This window comes from Candidatus Hydrogenedentota bacterium, from assembly GCA_019637335.1.
Lineage (GTDB): Bacteria > Hydrogenedentota > Hydrogenedentia > Hydrogenedentales > JAEUWI01 > JAEUWI01.
Genome location: JAHBVV010000007.1, coordinates 111,366 through 131,407, shown reverse-complemented (window position 1 = coordinate 131,407; position 20,042 = coordinate 111,366). Strand labels below are relative to the sequence as shown.

The window sequence follows — 20,042 nt, the reverse complement described above, 5'->3', positions numbered from 1 at the left end:
CGGGACGTCAGGGTGGTTCCGCCAGTTGGATTCCGCATGCGCGCGGGCCAGCTTTGCGCCAATCGGGAGCTTCGATGAATATCGACGAACTTTTAGAGCCCATAGCCGAAGAAATGCCCTGCGGGGAAGAGGGCTCCCTGTTCGCACTCGAGGAAATCGTTAAGGAGCACGGCGCGGGCGTGATCGCCGGGGCGGAAGTCGAAGCCACCGAACCGAGCTGGGGCGACCTTTACGAGGAATCGCTCGAACACTTCCAGAAATGCAAGCACCTCCGAACCGCCCTCTTTCTCGCCCTCGCCGCCATGAAACGAGAGGGCGTCACCGGCTTTCGCGACGGGCTGCTGCTCATCCGCGGTCTCATTGAGCAATACTGGGACTCCATGTATCCCGCCCTCGATCCCGACGAGAGCATGGGCGACCCCGATGGATGGATGGAGCGCGAAAACATCCTCAACGATATGAGCGCCCCCCTCGCCACCGCCGGCGACACCATGAAATTCCTCCAGCGCCTGCGCGAGACCCCCCTGACCCAGTCCCGCCAGCTCGGGCGGTTCTCCCTGCGCGACATCCAGGCCGCCCTCGCCGCCGGAAGCGGGGACGACGAAGACGGCGGCGACAGCGGCGCGCCGAAGATGACCCTGATCCAGGGCGCCTTCGGGGACACCCCCACCGAAGCACTGGAGGACATGCACGGCGCGCTAACCGAATCGCTCGAAGCGATCGACGGGATACGGGCCGCACTTTCCGAGCGCCTGACCCAGAGCACCCCGCCAACCTTCTCCAACCTCGTCGCCGTGTTGCAAGATATGAAGAAGCCGGTTCATAATGAGTTGGACCGCCGCGGCGTCTTCGCCAAGGCGGCCGACGGCGGGGATGAGGACGATCTGGATTTCGGCGAGGACGGGGAGGAAGGCGGGGAGGCCGAGGACGACGCCGGCGCGGGCAGTGGCGCTGGCAAGCGTGGCGATATCGCCACCGCCGGGATCCAGTCCCGCCAGGATGTGCTCAAGGCCTTTGAGTTGATTTACCGGTACTACAGCAAGCACGAGCCATCGAGCCCGGTGCCGCTTATCATGAAGCGGGCAGAGCGGCTGGTGAAGGCTAACTTTTTTGACATCATCTCCGATCTCTCGCCGGGCGCCATGTCCGACATTGAGAGTATCACGGGCATGGCCTCGTCCAGCGCTTCGATGGATTCGGGCGGGGACGATGACTTCGGCGGTTCCAGTTCCGGAGACGATGACAGTTAAGGGTCTGGCGAGGTAAGGCCTGTTAGCGTAAACGCGGGCGTCGCCGCGCCGATGTAGGCGCGGGTAGCCGTCCCGCACAGAAAGGGCGAGGAGCACCATGGCGAAGCAAAGTGGTCAAAAATTCATTGCTCGTAACAAGGCCCCACGAGTCCAGATCGAATACGATGTGGAACTCTACGGGGCCGAAAAGAAGATCAACCTGCCGTTCGTGATGGGCGTCATGGCGGATCTGTCCGGAAATCCGGCGGAACCGCTGCCCCCCGTCGCCGACCGCGAATTGGTCGAAATTGACGCGGAGAACTTCAACTCCCGGCTGAAGGCGATGAAACCCCGGGTGGCCTACCAGGTCCCCAACACCCTCACCGGCGAGGGCAACCTGAGTGTCGAAATGACCTTCGAGTCGATGGACGACTTCTCGCCGGGACGCGTCGCCGAACACGTCGACGAGCTCAAGGAACTGCTCGACGCGCGCCGCGAGCTGTCCAACCTCCTGTCCTACATGGACGGCAAAAGCGGCGCGGAGAACCTGTTGGGCAAGGTACTTTCAGATAAGGCAGCGCTCGAGTCCCTCTCCGGGGGCGCGGGCGGTGGAGGAGAGTAAACCATGGCTGAAACAATTGATGAAGGCGGGATCGACGTCGCCCAGATGGACGATCTCGTAGAAGCGCAATTCAAACCCAAGTCCAACGCCGCCCGGGAAACCATCAACAAGGCAATCCGGACCCTGGCGCGCCAGGCCCTCGCCGAAGGCGATCTCGATCCCTCCGACGCGACGGCCTCAATCAAGTTCATCATCAAGAACCTGGACGAAAAACTCTCGTCCCAGGTCAATGAGATTATCCACCACGAAAGTTTTCAGCGCCTCGAAGGTTCGTGGCGCGGGCTCCAGTACATGGTCTCCAACACCGAGACCGACGAGCAGCTCAAGATACGCGTGCTGAATATCTCCAAGACTGAAATCGGCAAGGTCCTCAAGAAGTTCAAGGGCACCGCCTGGGAGCAGAGCCCCCTGTTCAAGAAACTCTACGAACAGGAATACGGCACCCCCGGCGGCGAGCCCTTCGGCTGTATCGTGGGCGACTACGAGTTCGATCACGGCGCGCCGGATGTCGAAATCCTCAACGGCATCTCCCAGATCGCCGCCGCCGCCCACGTGCCCTTCATCGCCGCGGCATCGCCAAAGCTGATGAACATGGACTCCTGGCAGGAACTCGCGAACCCCAGCGATGTGAACAAGCTCTTCACCTCGCCCGAGTACGCGCCCTGGCGCTCCCTCCGCGAGTCCGAGGACTCCCGCTACGTCGGGCTCACACTGCCGCGTTTCCTGTCGCGACTGCCCTATGGCGCCGCCACGAACCCGGTGGATGATTTCGATTTCGAGGAAGTCGTCAACAACGACCAGAAAAACTTCACCTGGTCCAACGCCGCCTATGCGATGGGCGCGAACATCACCCGCTCCTACAAGCTCTATGGCTGGTGCTCCCAGATCCGCGGCGTCGAGAGCGGCGGTTCCGTCGAAGGCCTCCCCTGCTACACCTTCCCCACGGACGACGGCGGCGTCGATATGACCTGCCCGACCGAAATCGCCATCACCGACCGCCGCGAAGCCGAGCTCGCGAAGGCCGGCCTGATGCCGCTTTCCTACTTCAAGAATACCGACTACGCGGTCTTCATCGGCGCGCAATCGCTCCAGAAGCCCCAGGAATACGAAGATCCGGATGCAACCGCGAACGCCAATCTGAGCGCGCGCCTGCCCTACCTCTTCGCGACCTGCCGCTTCGCCCACTACCTCAAGTGCATCGTGCGCGACAAGGTGGGTTCGTTCGCCGAGCGCGCCGACATGGAGACCTGGCTCAACAACTGGATCCGCCAGTACGTCGAGCCGGATCCCGCAAACGCGTCGCAGGAAGCCAAGGCGCGCCGACCGCTGGCCGCCGCAGAAGTCGTCGTGGCCGATGTGGAAGGCAATCCCGGATACTACTCCGCGATCTTCTACCTGCGCCCGCACTACCAGCTCGAAGGCCTGTCCGCGTCCCTGCGGCTCGTCTCCAAGCTGCCCACGGAAAAAGGTTGATCGCGTCCAAAAGGCGCTGAGGAATGGTATGCATCGCCGCGCTCCGCTTGGCCGGGGCGCGGCGCATCCGCGGGGTGCGATCACGCCCGCGGGCTTTGGATTTGAGTGGTAGCGTGGCGCCGCACGCGGCGGTACCCAATGCAGAACAGAGGAGATCGACGGCATGGCGAATGCATTCTTTCTGAAAATCGACGGGATTACCGGTGAGTCCGAGGACGAAGCCCACAAGGGATGGATCGAAATCACCGAATTCGGCCAGGAAATGGCCCACGACATCGAAGGCGGCGGCACACCGTCCGCCGCAGGCGGTTTCTCGACCGGCGGCGCGACCATCGAGGTGCTCTCCTTCAGCAAGGCGATGGACCGCGCCAGCGTTCAGCTGTTTCAGTACTGCCTGACCGCGAAAGTGATTCCCACCATCGTGCTCGAAGCGGTGCGCCCGACGGAGAAGGCCGAAGTCTATTTCCGCATCACCTTCACCAACAGCATCATTGCCAGCATTAACACCACTGGCAGCGATGGCGAACTCCCCACCGAGGAAGGCTCCATCGCCTTCACCACGGTTAAGTGGGAGTACACCATGGTGAAGCCCGACGGCAAAATGGGCGACACCTTCAGCAGCACCTGGAACCGCCTCACCAACCGCCAGACCTGATCGCGGCGGCCCTGATTACTTTGACTGTGGCGCCCGGGCCCTGCCAGCTGGCGGGCCCGGGCGCGTGCCCCAATGCCGCGGGAAGCCCGCTGCCCGGCGCGCAATACCCCGGACGGCGGACCCCGCACGCCCGATCGCGAGGTTAATCCCGTGTACGTCCGTTACCTCCCATCGCTCATGGACCGCCTCACCGACCTCCAGCCGGATCGCCGACTGGAAGCGCCGCGGCCCCAGGCGCTGAGCTTCCAGGAGTACCGCGCGGGATTCCAGCGGGACCTCCTGCGCCTGCTTTCCTACGGCTTGCAGCCCGAGCGCCGGGAATTCGACGGCTACCCCGAGGTCCAGGCTTCCGTCCTCAACTACGGCATGCCAAACCTGCTCGGAATGGCGGATCTCGCCATGAAGCCCATGTTCGTCGAACAGCAGATCCGCGAGGCCATCATGCGCTTCGAGCCCCGCGTCAACCGCGAAACGCTGCGCGTCCGGGTGACCCGCGTCGACGTCCCCGGTGACTCGGCCATGCGCAACCTCGAAATCGAGATCATCGCGGAGCTCTGGGCCAAGCCCTACTCCGAAAACGTCTACATTCTCACCAGCGTCGACCTGCACAAGGCCAACGTCCAGGTAAAGGAATGGCGCAATGGATAGGGTTTCCAGTTCCAGGCGCCGCCTGGACTACTACAACGAGGAATTGCAGTACCTCCGCGAGATGGGGGAGGTCTTCGCTCGCGAAAACCCCAAGGTCGCCGGGCGCCTCGGCCTCGAATCCTTCGAATGCGCCGACCCCTACGTGGAGCGCCTCCTCGAAGGCGTCGCCTTCCTCACCGCGCGCGTTCGTATGAAGCTCGACGACGAATTCCCCCACTTCACCCAGAGCCTCGTCGAGACCGTATACCCCCATTACCTCTGCCCGACCCCCTCCATGACCATGGTCCAGTTCCAGCCCGACTTCGCCGAACCCGCGCTGGACGAGGGCGTCACCATACCCCGGGACACCGTGCTCCGGAGCGGCGGCGGGATCGGCGACGATTTCTCCTGCCAGTACCGCACCGGCCACGACGTCACCCTCTGGCCCATCGCCCTCACCGAAGCTGCCTACTACACCCGCGAGATCAGCTCGCTCGGACTGCCCGACCGGCGCGACGTCAGCGCCGGTATTCGCCTGCGCCTCAAGACCATGGGCGGCCAGCTCTTCAGCGATATCGACCTCAACCGCCTCACCGTCTATATCCGGGGCGGCGGCGACGTCGGCGCACGCCTCTACGAGGCCATCTTCTCGCACGCCGTCGGCGTCGTCATGCGCCCCGCCGGCGACAACCCGCCCTGGCAGCGCACCCTCTCGGCCGAGCGGATACGCCAGGTCGGCTTTGGAGACGAGGAGCACCTCCTGCCCTACGGAACCCGCAGCTTCCAGGGCTACCGCCTCCTGCACGAGTACTTCGCGTTCCCGCAGCGCTACATGTTTTTCGAAATCGGCGGCCTCGGAAAGTACATCGGCAACGCCGTCACCTCCGAGTTGGATCTGTTCATCCTCCTCAAACACGGCGACCCGCGCCTCGAAAACGAAGTCGCCGCCTCCAATTTCGTCCTCAACTGCGCGCCCGCCATCAACCTCTTCCCCATGCAGCCCGACCAGGTGGACGTCTCCGACACGAAGCACCGCTTCCACGTCGTCGGCGATCGCACGCGCCCCCTCGACTTCGAGGTGTACCAGATCAACCAGATCGTCGGCTACGGCAGCCAGATGGGCGACCGCCAGGTCTTCGAGCCCTTCTATTCCGCCAAGGGATACGACCTCGAAAGCCGCGCCTACTTCTCCAGCTTCCGGATGCCGCGACGCCTCTCCGACCGCGAATTGAACCACGGCACGCGCTCCGGATACGCCGGAAGCGAGGTCTACGTCTCCCTCGTCGACGCGAACAACGCCCCATACCGGCCCAACATCAAGCAGCTCGCACTCAACACGCTCTGCACCAACCGGGACCTGCCCCTGCTCATGCAGACCGGCAGCCGGAACTCCGATTTCATCATGGACCTGAACGCCCCCATCGAGGGGGTACGCGTCATTGCCGGGCCCACGCCCCCGCGCCCCTCGCTCGCCGAGGGAAGCTTCACCTGGCGCATCATAAACCACCTCTCCCTCAACTACCTGTCCCTCATGGATACCGAGGAGGGGGACGCCGCCTCCGCGCTGCGCGAATTGCTCGGCCTCTACGGTTCCGTGGCCGACCCCGCCATCCGCAAGCAGATCAATAGCCTCCGCCACGTGCGGAGCGCCCCCGTCATTCGGCGCGTCGAGGGAGCCGGCCAGATCGCGTTCGCGCGCGGCCTCGAAATTCAGGTCACCGTCGAGGAAGAGTCCGTCGAAGGCGCCGGCTCCTTCCTGCTGGGAGCCGTACTCGAGCGATTCTTCGCCAAACACGTATCCCTCAATTCATTCACCGAGACCGTCATCGCCACGGACGAGCAAGGAGACATTAAGCGTTGGAAGGCCAGAATGGGACAGCGGAAGCTGGTATAAGGGCGCTGCTGGAACAAGATCCCGGCTCCGCGGACTTCTTCCAGGCCATCCGCCAGCTGGAAAACAGCCATCCCGGCAAGGCGCGCGTGGGGTTTTCCCACCACGTCCGGGATGACGTCGTTCGTTTCGGCCAGAACCTGAGCCTGACCTTCGAATCCACGCCCGTCGAAGCCTTCTCGCAAGGCGACGGCGCCGCCCCGCCACGGATGAAGGTCAATTTCATGGGCCTGCTCGGGCCGGGCGGCCCCATGCCCCTCAATATCTCCGAATCACTCTACCACCGCCTGCTGCACGACAAGGACAAGGCCCACCCGGAATTTCTGGACATGCTCCAGAACCGGATCGTGCAGCTCTTCTACCGCGCCTGGGCCGCCTGCCAGATTACAACAAGCTACGAGCGGACACGGAACGAGGCCTTCTCAAAATACGTCTCCAGCCTCCTCGGCATCGGAGCCCCCGTATTCCACGAGCGCGACTCCATCCGCGATGACGCCAAGCGCTACTACGCCGCCTGGCTCGCCATGCAGACCCGCAACGCCGAGGGCCTCCAGTGCATCCTCGCCGAGTACTTCGGGGTGCCCGCCGAGATCGAGGAGTTCGTGGGGCAGTGGATCGATGTGCCCCAGGACTGCCGGTGCCGCCTCGGTGAAACCCGCGCCACCGGAAAGCTCGGGCAGAACGTCATCATCGGCAGCCGCATCTGGGACCGCCAGCAGAAGTTCCGCGTGCGCCTCGGCGCCATGGACTGGGATCGCTACCTCAGCATGCTACCCTCCGGCAACCGCCTCGGCCACCTCATCGACTGGGTCCGCAATTACGTCGGCGAAGAGCTCGAATGGGACGTGTGCCTGATTCTCAAGCGTCAGGAGGTTCCCCAGATCTGCCTCGGCAGCCAGGGCCAGCTGGGCTGGACCACCTGGCTCAAGCGCGAGGCGTATGAATTCGATCACGATCCCGCGGATCTGCGGATGGACCGCATGACCCTTGTTACCTGGTTCCGGCGCCTGTAGATGGGCGCCTCGGCAATAATATAGCCTCGCGGGGCGGCGGCGCGCCTGGCCCCGAAGGATGGGTTGAATAATGGCAAGAACTCAAGATACCCGGTGGGCGAGTATCGAGACCCCGCTCGGCAAGGACGTGCTCCTGTTCCGCCGCTTGGCCGGCGTCGAGGAACTGGGCCGCATCTTCCAGTACGAGCTGGAATTGTGCAGCGAGGACCCGAACATCGCGTTCGACGATATCATCGGCGAGAACGTCACCGTCCGCATGAACTACACCGAATCCGACGCGCGCTTTATCAACGGCGTCATTCAGCGCTTCTCCCGCACCCAGGAAGTCGAGGACCTCACCTACTACCAGGCCACCATCGTCCCCTCATTCTGGTTCCTCACCCGCACCCGCGACTGCCGGATCTACCAGAACATGGACGCCGTCTCCATCATCAAGGACGTCTTCGGAGAGCACGGCATCACCGACGTGGAATACAAGCTCGGCAGCGTCACCTACCCCACACGCGAATTCTGCGTGATGTACCGCGAGTCCTACTTCAACTTTGTCAGCCGCCTCATGGAGCAGGAGGGCATCTACTACTACTTCAAGCACGAAGACGGCAAGCACACCATGGTGTTGATTAACGCCAGCAGCCTTCACGAACCCGTCCCCGGCTTCGAGGAAATGGAGTACATCCCCCGCGACCAGGGCTCCATCGACCAGGACAGCATCTACTATTGGGTCGAAATGGGCCAGTTCGAGAGCGGCGTCTTCGCCTACGCCGACTACAGCCTCGAAACCCCCAAATCCATCATGCGCGGCGACCATGAAGTCGCCCGGACCAACGCCAAGGCGAACCTCCAGCGCTTCGACTATCCCGGGCGCTACGCCGAAGCCGGTGACGCCGCCAGCTACGCCCGCTACCGCGCCGAGGAGTACCAGGTCGACTACCAGACCTTCAAGGCCGAGTGCATCATCCGCGGCGCGGCCTGCGGCGCACTCTTCACCCTCGCGAAGTACCCGCTCGAAGCCCAGAACGCCGAATACCTCATCACCTCCACCACCATCAACGTCGTCGGCGAGGATTACACCTCCATGCCCGTGGACGGGGAACAGCTCCAACCCTTCAAGTGCACCTTCACGGCCATCCGCAAGGCCGAGCAATTCCGCAGCGAAAGCATTACACCGCTGCCCTTCGTGCACGGCCCCCAGACCGCCACCGTCGTCGGCCCAAGCGGCGACGAGATCCACACCGACGAATACGGCCGAATAAAAGTCCAGTTCCACTGGGACCGATACGGCAACTCCGACGAGAACAGCTCCTGCTTCATCCGGCTCGCACAGAGCTGGGCCGGCAAGAACTGGGGCGTCGTCGTGTTGCCCCGGATCGGCCACGAGGTCGTCGTCGAGTTCCTCGAAGGCGACCCCGACCGGCCCATCATCACCGGAGCCCTCTACAACGCCGACAACAAGCCCCCCTACGAGCTCCCCACCAACATGACCATGAGTGTCATGAAGAGCAATTCCACCAAGGGCGGCCAGGGTTTCAATGAGATCCGCTTCGAAGATAAGAAAGACAGCGAGCAGATCTTCGTCCACGGCCAGAAGAACTTCGACAAGCGCATCCTGAACGACTCGTTCGCCTGGATCGGCAACGACCACCACCTCCAGGTCATTAACGACCGAAAGGAAAAGGTCGACAACGACAAGCACGAGACCGTCGGCCGCGATCACGTCGAAGTTATCGAGCGCGACCACAACGTCACCATCAAGGGCAAGCAGGCCATCAAGATCACCGGAAGCCACAGCCATACCGTGGAGGACGACGTGATCGAGGTCTACAAGACCAACCATTCCGAGGAGGTCACCGAGGATTACTACCTCAAGGCCGACAACATCGTCATCGAGGCGGGGACCAACGTCACCATCAAGGTCGGCGATTCCTATATCGCCATCGAATCGAGCGGGATCACCATCGGCACCACCGGCGACATCGAACTCAAGGCCGACGGCGACATCGTGATGGAGGCCGGCGGCGACGTATCCGCCACCGCCGACGGCGATATCGCCCTGGAATCAACCGGCGACACCACCATCGCCGCCACCGGCTCCGGCGAGTTCAGCGGGGAGACCGGCCTCACGCTGTCCTCCTCCGCCACCGCCGAGCTATCGAGTTCCTCCACCACCGTCAGCGGCGATGGCAGCCTGACGCTCGAAGGCGGCATGGTCAGCATCAACTAAAGGAGAAACGGGCATGCCCGATCCCAAAGATGGAAGCGCCGGATCCGCCGTGGACCCGGCCGAAGCCCAGGAGCCCGAGCTCGCCGACGAGGCCGATCCCGGAGAAGTCGCCGAGGTCCGCGCCGAGCAGATCCAGGCCCAGACCGGCAAATACGGCAGCCAGAAAGTCACCCCGTACAAGCCCCCCACCGCCGCCGAGCAGGAAGCGGCCGCCGAGCAGGAAGCCCGCCAGGAGCAGCGCCAGCAACAGGCCCGCCAGGAGGCCGACGAGGAAGTCTCCGAGGAGGCCGCGGAGGAGGAGGCCCGCGCGGAGCGCATGGCGGTCGTCCAGGAGCAATCCGTCCGTCGCCAGACCGACTGGATCGAGATCGAGCTCGTCGGCATGGACGACAGCCCCATCGCCGGAATGCCCTACGAAATCCGACTCCCCGACGGGAATACCGTCGACCGCGGAACCACGGACAGCCGGGGGCGTGCGAAACTCACCGGCATACCCTCCGGCAACTGCCAGATCAGCTTCCCGGAGCTCGATGGGGCCGCCTGGGAAGAAGCAAATTGATACGCCGCCGCCAGGGCCGGCGAGCGAGCAAGAATTGCCTTGACATACATGCCCGCGCGCTGTGTACCATGGGTACACTCGCGGGTATCGGGTAGAGAAGGGCCGGCAGGCGTGCTCGCCGGCCGCCGCGCCTGGGAACGGGCGCGCGCGCAGGGATTTTCGCCGCATGGGGATGCTGTTTCCCCGGGCTGTGCATGCGAAGGAGAACAGGTTGTTGCGTTGGGCGCTTACAAGGGGTTTGCCAGGGCGGGGCCGCCGCGCTATTGCGCGCGCGTTCCGGTTCGTCTTCCTGCTCGCCGTCCTGCCGGGCGTCGCGGCCGGGTGCGCGTCGAAAAAGCGCGACGCCTACAACGTCCACCTCATCATGGACGTCGAAAACTTCCGCAGCCACACCACCGGCGAACTCCCCTCGATCGATGTCGATGTCTTTGCCGCAAACGCCTCCGAGGAAGGCGTCCTCCGCACGATCAATGTGCGCGAGTATTTCGACACCAACAATCCCTACCGACAGAGTGTCGGAGCCTACAGCGCCCGGTTTACCAACCGCGATCACGACATCAAGAAGCTGTCCCGCCGCGGCTCCCATTGGAACCAGTGGAAACGCAAGGGCGCGAGAACCCTGTTCGTCCTGGCCAATCTCCCCGAGAAACCTGGAGAAAACCCCGAACTCGTGCAGTCGCGCTCCGTGCTCGCGCTCCCGCTTGACCGCCGCGCCTGGCCCAATGGCTTTTTCCGCCCCCGGACGCGGACCCTCAAAATACTGATTCAGCCCAGCGGCCTCGTGTCCGCGACCACCCAGCGGCGGCAATAGCCGGCCCGCGCGAAATGACCGGCGGACCCCGCACAGCGGGAACCGCGCGAACATAGAGAAAGATAGCGATGACGCAGCATATACACTGGCATGAAGGGCTGTTCCTCCAGCCCCACCACATGCAGCAGATGCAGCAGAACCTCGTCACCCAGATCCGGTCGGAGCGGCGCCTGCGTTTTGCCCATGCCTACGGCGTCATCAGCTCCGAACTCTCCGGCGACGCCCTCCGCAATCTGCTCGTCCAGTTCAAGCACCTCCGCGTCATCATGCCCAGCGGCGTCGAGGTCGAATACCCCGCAAGCGCCGATTTACAGCCCCTCAACCTCCAGAACGCCTTCGACGCCGGAGCCGAAGCCGTCACCGTGCTCATCGGCGTGCCCCTCTGGGACCCCAACGGGGCCAACGTCGTCACCGGCGAGGGAAGCGAAGGCTGGCGGAGCCGCCGCATCTACAAGCTCAGTGAAATCGAGCGCCCCGACGAAAACACCGGCGTCCACCTGCACCCCATGCTCGTCCGGCGGGTAAACGCGCGCCTACTCCTCAGTACCGAAGACGTCAGCGGCCTGGAGACCCTGCCCCTCGTCCGGGTGTCGCGCTCCTCCGCCGACAGCGGCGGCCTGCCCACGCTCGACCCCTACTTCTATCCGCCCTGCCTCCTGATCCACGGGTACGCGCACCTCACCGCCATCCTGCGCGACCTCACCAACCAGGTCGACGCGAACCGCCGCGACCTGGTCACCCGCGTATCCCGCGGCGGCACACGCGGCGAAACGACCCGCGAAGCGAAATTCCAGGCGGAGCACGTCTTTTTCCTGCAGACGCTCAACAAGTTCAGCGCGCGCCTGTCCACCTACCTCTCCACGCCCGGCGTCACGCCCTTCGAAATGTACATCGAGCTGCGCGATCTCCTCGGAGAGCTCGCCACCCTCGTGCCCGGCTACGACGCCATGGAAGTCATCGCCTACGACCACGACCGCCCCGGCGTCGTCTTCGGCGAACTGAGCGACAAGATCCGAGAACTCCTCCAGCTCATCTCCAACCAGAAGTTCCGCCGCGCCGAGTTCCGCGAGGAGGACGACATCTACGTCGCCGACCTCACCGCCGTCCGCCTCACCGAGGCCTCCCGCTGTTTCCTCGCCGTCGAAACCGAAGAGGACCCGCGCACCCTCGTCAAGCTCGTCGAGGCCCAGGACCGCTTCAAAGTCATGGCGCGCAGCAACATCCACCAGCGCATCCGCGGCCTCACCCTCCGCGAGGAGCGCGAAGTGCCCCTGGATCTGCCCGCGAAGCCCGGCCTCCACTATTTCCGCATCGACCCCGAGGACAACCGAGCGCTCTGGCGCCGGATCATCGTGGAAAACACCATGGCCATCCGCTTCACCGTCCCCGAGGCCGCCGTGGATTACAAGTTCACGCTCTACACCACCTACAGTGACGTGGGCGAGGAGGAACGGCGATGAACCTGGTCCAGCTGACCGAGCCGCTCTTCCTCTACGTCGGTTGCCTAACCCGCGCCGCCGAGCACAACACCCAGTTCGATGTCGAGCAGGTGCGCAAGGAAATCATCAGCATCTTCGCCGATATCCGGCTCAAGGCCGAGGCGCACCCCTCCCTGGCCTACCAGTACGACCGCACCGTGAACCTGGCCCTCATCTTCTACGTCGACTTCATGATCAAGGAAAGCGACCTGAACATCGCCGGCGAATGGGTCGAGCTCGCCTTCGACGAACAGGAACTCGCCGGCGACGAACAGTTCTTCGACCTGCTGGAGCAGACCCTCGCCCAGAACACCGAGGTCGCCCTCCAACAGCTCACCATATTCCGGGAATGCCTGCGCCTGGGCTTCACCGGGTGCTACTCCGACGACTGGAAGTACATCCGCCAGCTCCACAGCGATATCGACGCCAAGGTCTTCGGCGAGCGCTTCGAACTATCCGGCCCCCTCACCCCGACCGCCTACGAGCACACCAGCGAGCAGGATTTGCCCCGCCGGACACTCAAGCAGTTCAAGGTCGCGCGCTGGGTCGTCGTCTTGCTCGCCATCGCCTTCGCCGGCACCAACATCTTCTTCTACTACTACAGCTCCGGCCAGCTGCGGGGTACGCTGAGCGGTATATCCAGCGCCTCCGAGACCAAGGCCACCCAGATTATAAATCCCGCCGGAGCGGGCGAGGAGTAGCCGGGCTTGGCCATACTGCAGAAAATATTCGAGTTCTTCTCCAAAGTCCAGGACATCAAGATCCTCCTGGTCCCGGTGATGATGGTCGTCGGCGTCATCGCCGGTGGCTGGTACTTCCTCACCGGCATCGTCCCCGCCTGGGCGCTGGTCGCGCTGTCCATCCTGATCGCGGTCGGCGGCGCCGTCTATTGCTATTTCCGCTTCATCCGCCCCTGGCGCCTCCGGCGCCAGGCCGAGGCCGCCACCGCCGCCGCCGAGGCCGCCGCCGAGGAAGAACCCTCCATCTCCGAGGATGAGTTCCGGCGCGAACTCAAAAAGCGCTTCGAAAAGGGCGTCGCCGACCTGGCCAGCTTCCGCCGCGACCCCTACAAACTGCCCTTCTACCTGGTGGTGGGGGAGAAGGGGTGCGGCAAGTCCGAGGCCATTCGCCGCAGCGGCATCGGCTTCCCCGCCGGTCTCACCGACACCAGCCAGGGCGTCGGCGGCACCCACATCCTCGACTGGTGGATCACCAACAAGGCCGTCCTCCTCGACCTCCCAGGCGCCCACTTCTTCGGACGCGGCGGGCGCGCCGAGGCCTTCGCCTGGAAGCAGCTCCTCAAGCTGATCGCCGACTTCCGGCCCGCAAGCCCGCTCAACGGGATTATCCTCGCCGTTTCCGCCGAGTCCCTCGTGGCCGACACCGACGATGACCTCCACAGCAAGGCCGCGCGACTGGTCGAGCACTTCGAGAACATCCACCGCGCCCTCGGCACGCAGGTGCCCGTCTTCGTCATGGTCACCAAGGCCGACCGGCTCTGCGGCTTCATGGAATACTTCTCCGACATGCGCGAGGGCGGCAACCGCGACCAGATCTTCGGCTGGTCCAACGGTGCGCCCCTCGAAGAGCCCTTCGGCCTGGCGAAGTTCCAGGCGGACATCGAAGGCATCTACCAGCGCCTGCGGGGCCGCCGCGATTCCATGCTCCAGTACTCCATCGAGTCCAAGAGCCTCGGATACAAGCGACGCGTTAAGGTCAACCACCTCTACGAGTTCCCCCGCAGCTTCCGAACCACCGCCGGGCGCCTGGGCATCTTCCTGGAACGCCTCTTCGAGCCCGATTCCTGGTACTGCGACCCCTTCTTCCTCCGCGGAGCCTACTACACCTCCGCGATACAACGCGAAACCGAGCTGGACCCCGCCCTCGCGCGCGCCCTCGACAAGCCCCTGGCCGAATTGCCCGCCGCCGGCGAACGCCACACCGAAGACAGCTTCTTCCTCAAGGAAATGCTCAACGACAAGGCCTTCGCCGAGGGCGGGCTCGTCACCTGGAAGCAGGACCCGCGCTACCAGCGCAAACGCGCGCGCCTCCGCTGGGTCTACGCCGCCGTCGCAGTCCTCGTCGCATTCATCGCCTACACCATCTGGGTCTCCAGCGACTGGGCCGCGCGCATGGCCCAGATGCGCCAGAACTGGGCCGCCATCGCGGCCTGGCTCCCCGACAGCGACCCCCTCGTCGCCGAGAGCAGCGGCTTCGACTACGTCTACAACGGCGGCCTCCCCGTCGAGCTCCCGGGCGCCGCGCTCCCGGAAAGTTTCGCCGAGGGCGTCCGGCTGGGACAGCTCCCGGGCCTCATGCAGAACGAGTGGACCCAGGAAGTGGAAACACCCCTGATCTTCAAGCCGGTCAGCATCTTCAACCGCGACCTGAAGAGCAGCATGGTCGACGCCTACCGCGCCATCTTCGAATCACGCTACCTCATTCCCCTCATAGCGGCCGCGCAGAACCGGATTCTCGAGGCCGAAGAGGCCTGGACCGCCGAGGGAACCGAGGCACTCGGGCAACTGCTGCGCATTGAGGCCATGCTCGAAAACGCCCCGCCCGACCTGGGCTCCCAGGCGCGCAAACTTGAGTTCAACCGCTTCCTGGCCTATGTGGTCGACGACGACAACCAGTTCGCCGAGGACAAAAGCTCCTTCAACGACTACGTCCGGCGCCTCTACGACGAAACCCCGAGCGTCGTGTGGCCCGCCAGGGTGCTCCGCGGAGCCGGGGCCGCGGAACGCCTCCACCAGTCCATCGACAGCGGCGTCGACCAGTTCAAGGAAGCCATGGACGCCTTCGTGTCCGAAGGAGCCGCCTTCACCGAACTGCGCGCGCTGCTCGACGCCCTGAACAACTTCCGCGACGCAGAGTCCCTCCTCTGGCGTAACGCCATGGACGGCGGCAATCCCGACAGCGTGCACGAAATCGACGTCATCCTGGCGACCTGGCGGCGCGACGTGCAGGCCCTGAACCTCAGAAGGGCCGCGCTGGACGAAACCATCGCGCGCCTCTTCGAGAACGAAGAGGTCGATGTCGCGCGCCTGTGCGATCGCGAGCGGAAGCGCGTCCAGGGCGAAATCGACGACAACTATTTCATCCTCACGCGGGAGCTCGGCAATGTAAAGACCGCCCCCGAGGACGAGAACGTCAAGCATGTCGAGGCCGTGAAGAACCGCCTGCGCGCCTACAAGGACGCCACCAAGGCCCTCGTGGATTCGTCCGTCGCGCAGTTTCTCAATGACTTCGAGATCCTCCGCGCCGACCGCGAGTACCTCAAAAGGACCGAATACCAGGATTTCCGGCGCTACCAGCTCCGCGCGCATGTATACGGCTTCCTCCAGGAGTCCGATTACGTCGTGGGCGAGGGCATATACGATCCCTTCGATTACCTGATCGACCTGCAGGAGTTGCAGCAAGCCTTCGATGAAAGCGTGCGCGAGATCGCCGATTTCGACACCAATTCCGACAGCTTCACCAGCGGGCGCGACGCCGCCGAGGCCATGCTCCGCCTCATCTACCGCCAGCAGCGCTACAAGGTCGTCGAGCAGATCGTCGACGCGCTCCCCATCAACACCAGCGACTTCGCCCGGCTCGTCTCCTCCCGCGTCGAGGCCCAGTGGCTCGAACGCCCCGAAATCCCCCTCACCCCCTCCGGCGATATGGAGCAGTTCGACGACGGCTACAACACCGAAGTCGTGTATGACCTCCTCACCCTCTGGTCCCACATCAAGGATATCCTCGGCCAGGAGAAGCTCGGGAAAGACGCCCTGCCGGACGTGGAGCGCCTCCAGCGAACCTTCCGGGAGAAAAACACCGTCTTCAATTACTACCTCACGGAGTACATCAACTACTGGTCCCGCATGGTCGACCAGAACACCGAAATGGTCTCCTACGGCACGTGGCGCGAGTTCCACGCCGCCCTGTCGAACCTCGAGGTCTACAACGTAAACCACCGCCTCCGAATGCTCTACGAAACCGCGCTCTACGCCGTCGATATCGTCCCCGAATCCCATCCCGGACAGACCGACGCCCACCTCGACCTGGCGCTCAAGATGCGCGGTCTCAACGACGCCTTCGACGCCGAATGCCTCCGCGTCGTCAACCTCTGGAAGGCCATTCCTAAAATCGACCGCGACGCCATCAACGGCCTGCTCGCACTTTCCGCGGGCGAGTTCATGGCCTCGTACCTGTCCCTGCTCGACAACAACATTAACAAGGCGAATTTCGGGTTCTGGAACAGCCTCTCCACCCAGGCCGTCCGCCTCCTGGCCGACGAGGGAGAGCACCTCTCCCGCTACTACCTCATCAACCTGGCCACGCGCTACCGCGGCTTCCCGCTTATCGACGACACCGCAACCCCGCCGCTGACGCCCGAGCAGTTCGACGAGGCCCTCGAGCTCGTGCGGCATATAAAGCAGCCCCCGCGCGGCGAGAACCCGCGATCGCTCCTGGCGGGCGAGCGGACCGGATGGCCGGACGTGGACAAGGAGCTCGACCGCCTCCAGGGCGATCAGGTCATCCGCACCGAGTACGAACGCGAATGGTTTAATCAGATCATCACCGTCATGGACTTCATCGGCGGCGATGTCCCCCTTACCTGCGAACTGGTCGTACTGCCGCGCGAAATCCAGGACCTGCGCCCGCCGCGCTTCCCCGAGCCCCAGCCGTCCCGCAAGGTCTACGGAGCCGCCCCCTGGGTCTACCGCTACATGCGCATCAACGGCGAAGCCTTCAATACCGAGCCCGCCTCCCCCGTCGTCGGCCAGGGCGAGAAAACCTACCCGCTCTCGCCCATCTCCGACAAGCTCGCCCTCCACTTCTACTACACCTCCGAGGACCTCAACCCGGGCATAAACCGCTTCGCGCGCCCCAGCGGCGTCGCGGGCCTCGAAATGCCCTGGCTGCCGCTGGTCGTCCTCCACATGGGCGACGCCCGAGTCCTGGAGGATGGCCGCACCTGCGCCGTCCCCTTCCGCGTCGTCGACAACGCCGAGCGCAAGGACAGCGAATACTTCTACTGGCTCGGATTCCGCTTCAACAAGGATATCCCCGATCTCAAGCACTGGCCCAACGCGTACAACTGGCCGCACCTGCGCCGCGTCCCGCGCGGGCTCGGAGAGGCCTATCCGGACGAGCAGGGCGGGGAGGTCTACTACAACCCCGAAGCGCCACTGCTCCCGCTCTCCCGCGAAGCCGAACGCGTGGAACCCGTCCAGACCAACGCCTCCATGGACGAGCCGAGCGACAAGATCAAGTACGTGTCCACCCCCATGCCCGATGGCGCCTACAGCTACAATCCCGCCCCCGCTTCGCCGGTGACCTACACCGCGCCCCCGGCCGCGCCATCTCAGCCAACCGCGTCAACCGCGCCGCGCCCGGTCTACACCGGCCCCGCGCCGTCTGACCCGGACTACGACTTTATCCACGCGCCCGCCCTCGAAGCCGATGCCCCGGAACCTGGGACACGCGCCCCCTGGGAGCCACCAGCCACCCCGGAAGTAACGATTCAGCCCGCGCAACCGCCGGCCGCCGTCGGCGCTGCCCGCATCCCGCCGCCCGCGCCCGCGCCGCTGACGCCCGAGATACGGCCCGCCATTCCGCCGCGCCCCGCCGCGCCGGAGCCCGAGATCCGCTCCGCAATTCCGCCGCAGCCGGCGGCCCCGGAAGTCCCGCAACGGGTCACCACGCCCCGCCCGCCGGCGGTCGTCCCCGCGCCCGACCGCCCGCTCTACACGACCGAGGTGACCTTCACCACACCGCGCGAGACCGAGGCCGCCGCCGCACCGCCGATCATCGGTGAGCCCGTGCCCGCCGCCCCGCGCCGCGATGCCGTCGCCGAACCGTACACGTCGGTCACGCATCCGGGCGCGGACGCCATGCGGGATAAAAAAAAACTCGATCCGTCGGTGGAGGCCCAGCAGGAACGGCGGGTGAGCCGGGGCCGGCCGGGGGTCCGGTTGAGGTAACCGTCACCCAGTCCCCCCGAGAGGATGGGGACCGGCGCCTGTCGAACCCGGCCATCCTGAATCAGTTCGATCGCCCGCGCGTCGAGGTCCGGCGCGCGCCCGATCAGCCCAGCCCCACCAACCAGCTGCCGATATACTTCGACATCCTCATTGACGAGCCCGTCGTGGACTTTCCCACCGGGCCGATGGTCCCCGGGCTCGACATTGCCGGCACGGCGACCGGCATCCGCTACCGCGTTGAGGGCGAACGCGATCGCTACCGCCTCACCGTCATCGAAGTCGGCGGCGACGGGCGCATTGAGGTGGCCGTGCCCGAAGGCCTCGCCGCGGACCTCTTCGGCAATATCAATTACGCGTCCACCGGCGAGGACGGATGGGTGGACTACGACGGAACCCGCCCGGTCTGCGTGATACACAGCGACCGGGCCGGCGTCGTCAACAACGACACCATGGAAATCACGCTGTCCTTCTCCGAGCCCGTATTCGGCCTCGACGATAGCGTCCTGTCCGTCCTGGAAAACGCGCGCGTCGTGCGTACCGCCGGCGCCGACGGCGGTACGGACTACACCTTCGCCGTGACGCCCCTGCGCGACGGGATCCTGGCCATCCGCGTCCCGGAGGATGCCGTCCGCGACGCCGTGGGCAACGGCAATCCCGCATCGCAGGTCTACTCGCTCATCGTGGACAGCACCCCGCCAACCGTGCAACTGACCTCCTTCGAAACCCCGGAGACCAGCAACGCGCGCTTCATTCGGGTCCGCGCCACCTTCTCCGAGCCGGTCACCGGATTCACGCGCGAGGACATCGCCGTGACCAGCGGGCGGCTCGTCACCTTCACCAGTCGCGAGGGCGGGCGCGAATACACGTTCGACGTGCGCCCCGATCGCGGCCCCGTGACGCTACACATCCCCGCCGGCGTGGCGGCCGATTCCATTGGCAATCCCAACCTGGCGTCGGAGGTCTTTCACCGGGATTTCGGCGTGCGCGAGCGCCGGCTCGCACCGCCCGCCCCGCGCACCGCGCCGCCGCGCGCCGATTACGAGCCGGGCGCCGGCGCGCCGCCCTTGAACCCGCGCTGAACGCGCGGTACACTCTCAGTTGGAGTCGGGCAGTGCGGCGGGCGCGCCGCCGTGCAGGAGATTCGACATATGGGGCTGCGACAGCGCGCGAAGGAAGCCTGGGAACGCCAGCAGGACGAGATCCTCAAGGCCAAGATCCGGGCAACCCGCAAGTTGCTCCGCGAGCGTTTCGGCGTAAAGGACGAGGAGATGGACACCTTCGAGACCGCGTCCATCGGGCTCTGCGGAGCCGACAAGACCATCCGCGTCGAGGACCTCCTGTTTATGGTCAACGACGACGGCGACCTCTACGTACGCGACCAGCGGGTCACCCAGCACCTGGAAAACCCCTGGAAGCCCGTCGAAAGCCTCGAAGATCTCGGCGCGATCACCGCCAGCGTCACCACCAGCCAGATGCCCCGCATCTGAAGGC

Annotated in this window: 15 protein-coding genes; all 15 read left to right on the top strand. The window is 64.7% G+C overall.

The window, feature by feature from the left end; genetic code table 11:
* Window positions 1-74 precede the first annotated feature (74 nt).
* Window positions 75-1,250 (top strand): type VI secretion system protein TssA, encoded by a 1,176-nt coding sequence (tssA, locus tag KF886_10465; GenBank protein ID MBX3177775.1) that lies wholly within the window; start codon window positions 75-77, stop codon window positions 1,248-1,250.
* Window positions 1,251-1,347: 97 nt separating this feature from the next.
* Complete coding sequence (gene tssB / locus KF886_10460; protein ID MBX3177774.1) at window positions 1,348-1,851, top strand: type VI secretion system contractile sheath small subunit; 504 nt, start codon at window positions 1,348-1,350, stop codon at window positions 1,849-1,851.
* Window positions 1,852-1,854: 3 nt separating this feature from the next.
* On the top strand, window positions 1,855-3,324 hold the full coding sequence (tssC, locus tag KF886_10455) for a type VI secretion system contractile sheath large subunit (protein MBX3177773.1): 1,470 nt from the start codon (window positions 1,855-1,857) through the stop codon (window positions 3,322-3,324).
* Window positions 3,325-3,487: 163 nt separating this feature from the next.
* Window positions 3,488-3,979: a type VI secretion system tube protein Hcp gene (locus tag KF886_10450; GenBank protein MBX3177772.1), complete on the top strand. Its 492-nt coding sequence runs from the start codon at window positions 3,488-3,490 to the stop codon at window positions 3,977-3,979.
* Between the two features lie 72 nt (window positions 3,980-4,051).
* Window positions 4,052-4,627 (top strand): type VI secretion system baseplate subunit TssE, encoded by a 576-nt coding sequence (gene tssE, locus KF886_10445; GenBank protein MBX3177771.1) that lies wholly within the window; start codon window positions 4,052-4,054, stop codon window positions 4,625-4,627.
* A complete protein-coding gene (gene tssF / locus KF886_10440) occupies window positions 4,620-6,500 on the top strand; it encodes a type VI secretion system baseplate subunit TssF (GenBank protein ID MBX3177770.1) in 1,881 nt (626 codons plus the stop codon). The genes tssE and tssF overlap by 8 nt, the downstream gene beginning before the upstream one ends.
* Window positions 6,464-7,510: a type VI secretion system baseplate subunit TssG gene (tssG, locus tag KF886_10435; GenBank protein ID MBX3177769.1), complete on the top strand. Its 1,047-nt coding sequence runs from the start codon at window positions 6,464-6,466 to the stop codon at window positions 7,508-7,510. The genes tssF and tssG overlap by 37 nt, the downstream gene beginning before the upstream one ends.
* A gap of 70 nt (window positions 7,511-7,580) precedes the next feature.
* Window positions 7,581-9,731, top strand: coding sequence for a type VI secretion system tip protein VgrG (gene tssI, locus KF886_10430; GenBank protein MBX3177768.1), 2,151 nt, complete (start codon window positions 7,581-7,583; stop codon window positions 9,729-9,731).
* A gap of 13 nt (window positions 9,732-9,744) precedes the next feature.
* Window positions 9,745-10,290: a hypothetical protein gene (locus tag KF886_10425; protein MBX3177767.1), complete on the top strand. Its 546-nt coding sequence runs from the start codon at window positions 9,745-9,747 to the stop codon at window positions 10,288-10,290.
* Window positions 10,291-10,504: 214 nt separating this feature from the next.
* Window positions 10,505-11,101 carry a hypothetical protein gene (locus KF886_10420; GenBank protein MBX3177766.1) on the top strand — a complete coding sequence of 199 codons (597 nt, stop codon included), beginning with the start codon at window positions 10,505-10,507 and terminating at the stop codon, window positions 11,099-11,101.
* A 68-nt stretch (window positions 11,102-11,169) separates the two neighbouring features.
* Window positions 11,170-12,561 (top strand): type VI secretion system baseplate subunit TssK, encoded by a 1,392-nt coding sequence (tssK, locus tag KF886_10415; protein ID MBX3177765.1) that lies wholly within the window; start codon window positions 11,170-11,172, stop codon window positions 12,559-12,561.
* Window positions 12,558-13,280: a DotU family type IV/VI secretion system protein gene (locus KF886_10410; protein MBX3177764.1), complete on the top strand. Its 723-nt coding sequence runs from the start codon at window positions 12,558-12,560 to the stop codon at window positions 13,278-13,280. The genes tssK and KF886_10410 overlap by 4 nt, the downstream gene beginning before the upstream one ends.
* Window positions 13,281-13,286: 6 nt before the next feature.
* The gene (locus KF886_10405; protein MBX3177763.1) at window positions 13,287-18,551 is read left to right on the top strand and encodes a hypothetical protein; all 5,265 of its coding nucleotides are present in this window, start codon (window positions 13,287-13,289) and stop codon (window positions 18,549-18,551) included.
* 164 nt (window positions 18,552-18,715) lie between these two features.
* Window positions 18,716-19,630 (top strand): hypothetical protein, encoded by a 915-nt coding sequence (locus tag KF886_10400; GenBank protein MBX3177762.1) that lies wholly within the window; start codon window positions 18,716-18,718, stop codon window positions 19,628-19,630.
* A gap of 69 nt (window positions 19,631-19,699) precedes the next feature.
* Window positions 19,700-20,038, top strand: coding sequence for a hypothetical protein (locus KF886_10395; protein MBX3177761.1), 339 nt, complete (start codon window positions 19,700-19,702; stop codon window positions 20,036-20,038).
* The last annotated feature ends 4 nt before the right edge of the window (window positions 20,039-20,042 follow it).

Bases quoted from the DNA above. Each gene is read 5' to 3' on its own strand.
- tssA (MBX3177775.1), top strand. From the start codon at position 75: ATGAATATCGACGAACTTTTAGAGCCCATAGCCGAAGAAATGCCCTGC.
- tssB (MBX3177774.1), top strand. From the start codon at position 1,348: ATGGCGAAGCAAAGTGGTCAAAAATTCATTGCTCGTAACAAGGCCCCA.
- tssF (MBX3177770.1), top strand. From the start codon at position 4,620: ATGGATAGGGTTTCCAGTTCCAGGCGCCGCCTGGACTACTACAACGAG.
- tssK (MBX3177765.1), top strand. From the start codon at position 11,170: ATGACGCAGCATATACACTGGCATGAAGGGCTGTTCCTCCAGCCCCAC.
- tssC (MBX3177773.1), top strand. From the start codon at position 1,855: ATGGCTGAAACAATTGATGAAGGCGGGATCGACGTCGCCCAGATGGAC.
- KF886_10395 (MBX3177761.1), top strand. From the start codon at position 19,700: ATGGGGCTGCGACAGCGCGCGAAGGAAGCCTGGGAACGCCAGCAGGAC.
- tssI (MBX3177768.1), top strand. From the start codon at position 7,581: ATGGCAAGAACTCAAGATACCCGGTGGGCGAGTATCGAGACCCCGCTC.
- KF886_10450 (MBX3177772.1), top strand. From the start codon at position 3,488: ATGGCGAATGCATTCTTTCTGAAAATCGACGGGATTACCGGTGAGTCC.
- tssE (MBX3177771.1), top strand. From the start codon at position 4,052: ATGCCGCGGGAAGCCCGCTGCCCGGCGCGCAATACCCCGGACGGCGGA.
- KF886_10410 (MBX3177764.1), top strand. From the start codon at position 12,558: ATGAACCTGGTCCAGCTGACCGAGCCGCTCTTCCTCTACGTCGGTTGC.
- KF886_10425 (MBX3177767.1), top strand. From the start codon at position 9,745: ATGCCCGATCCCAAAGATGGAAGCGCCGGATCCGCCGTGGACCCGGCC.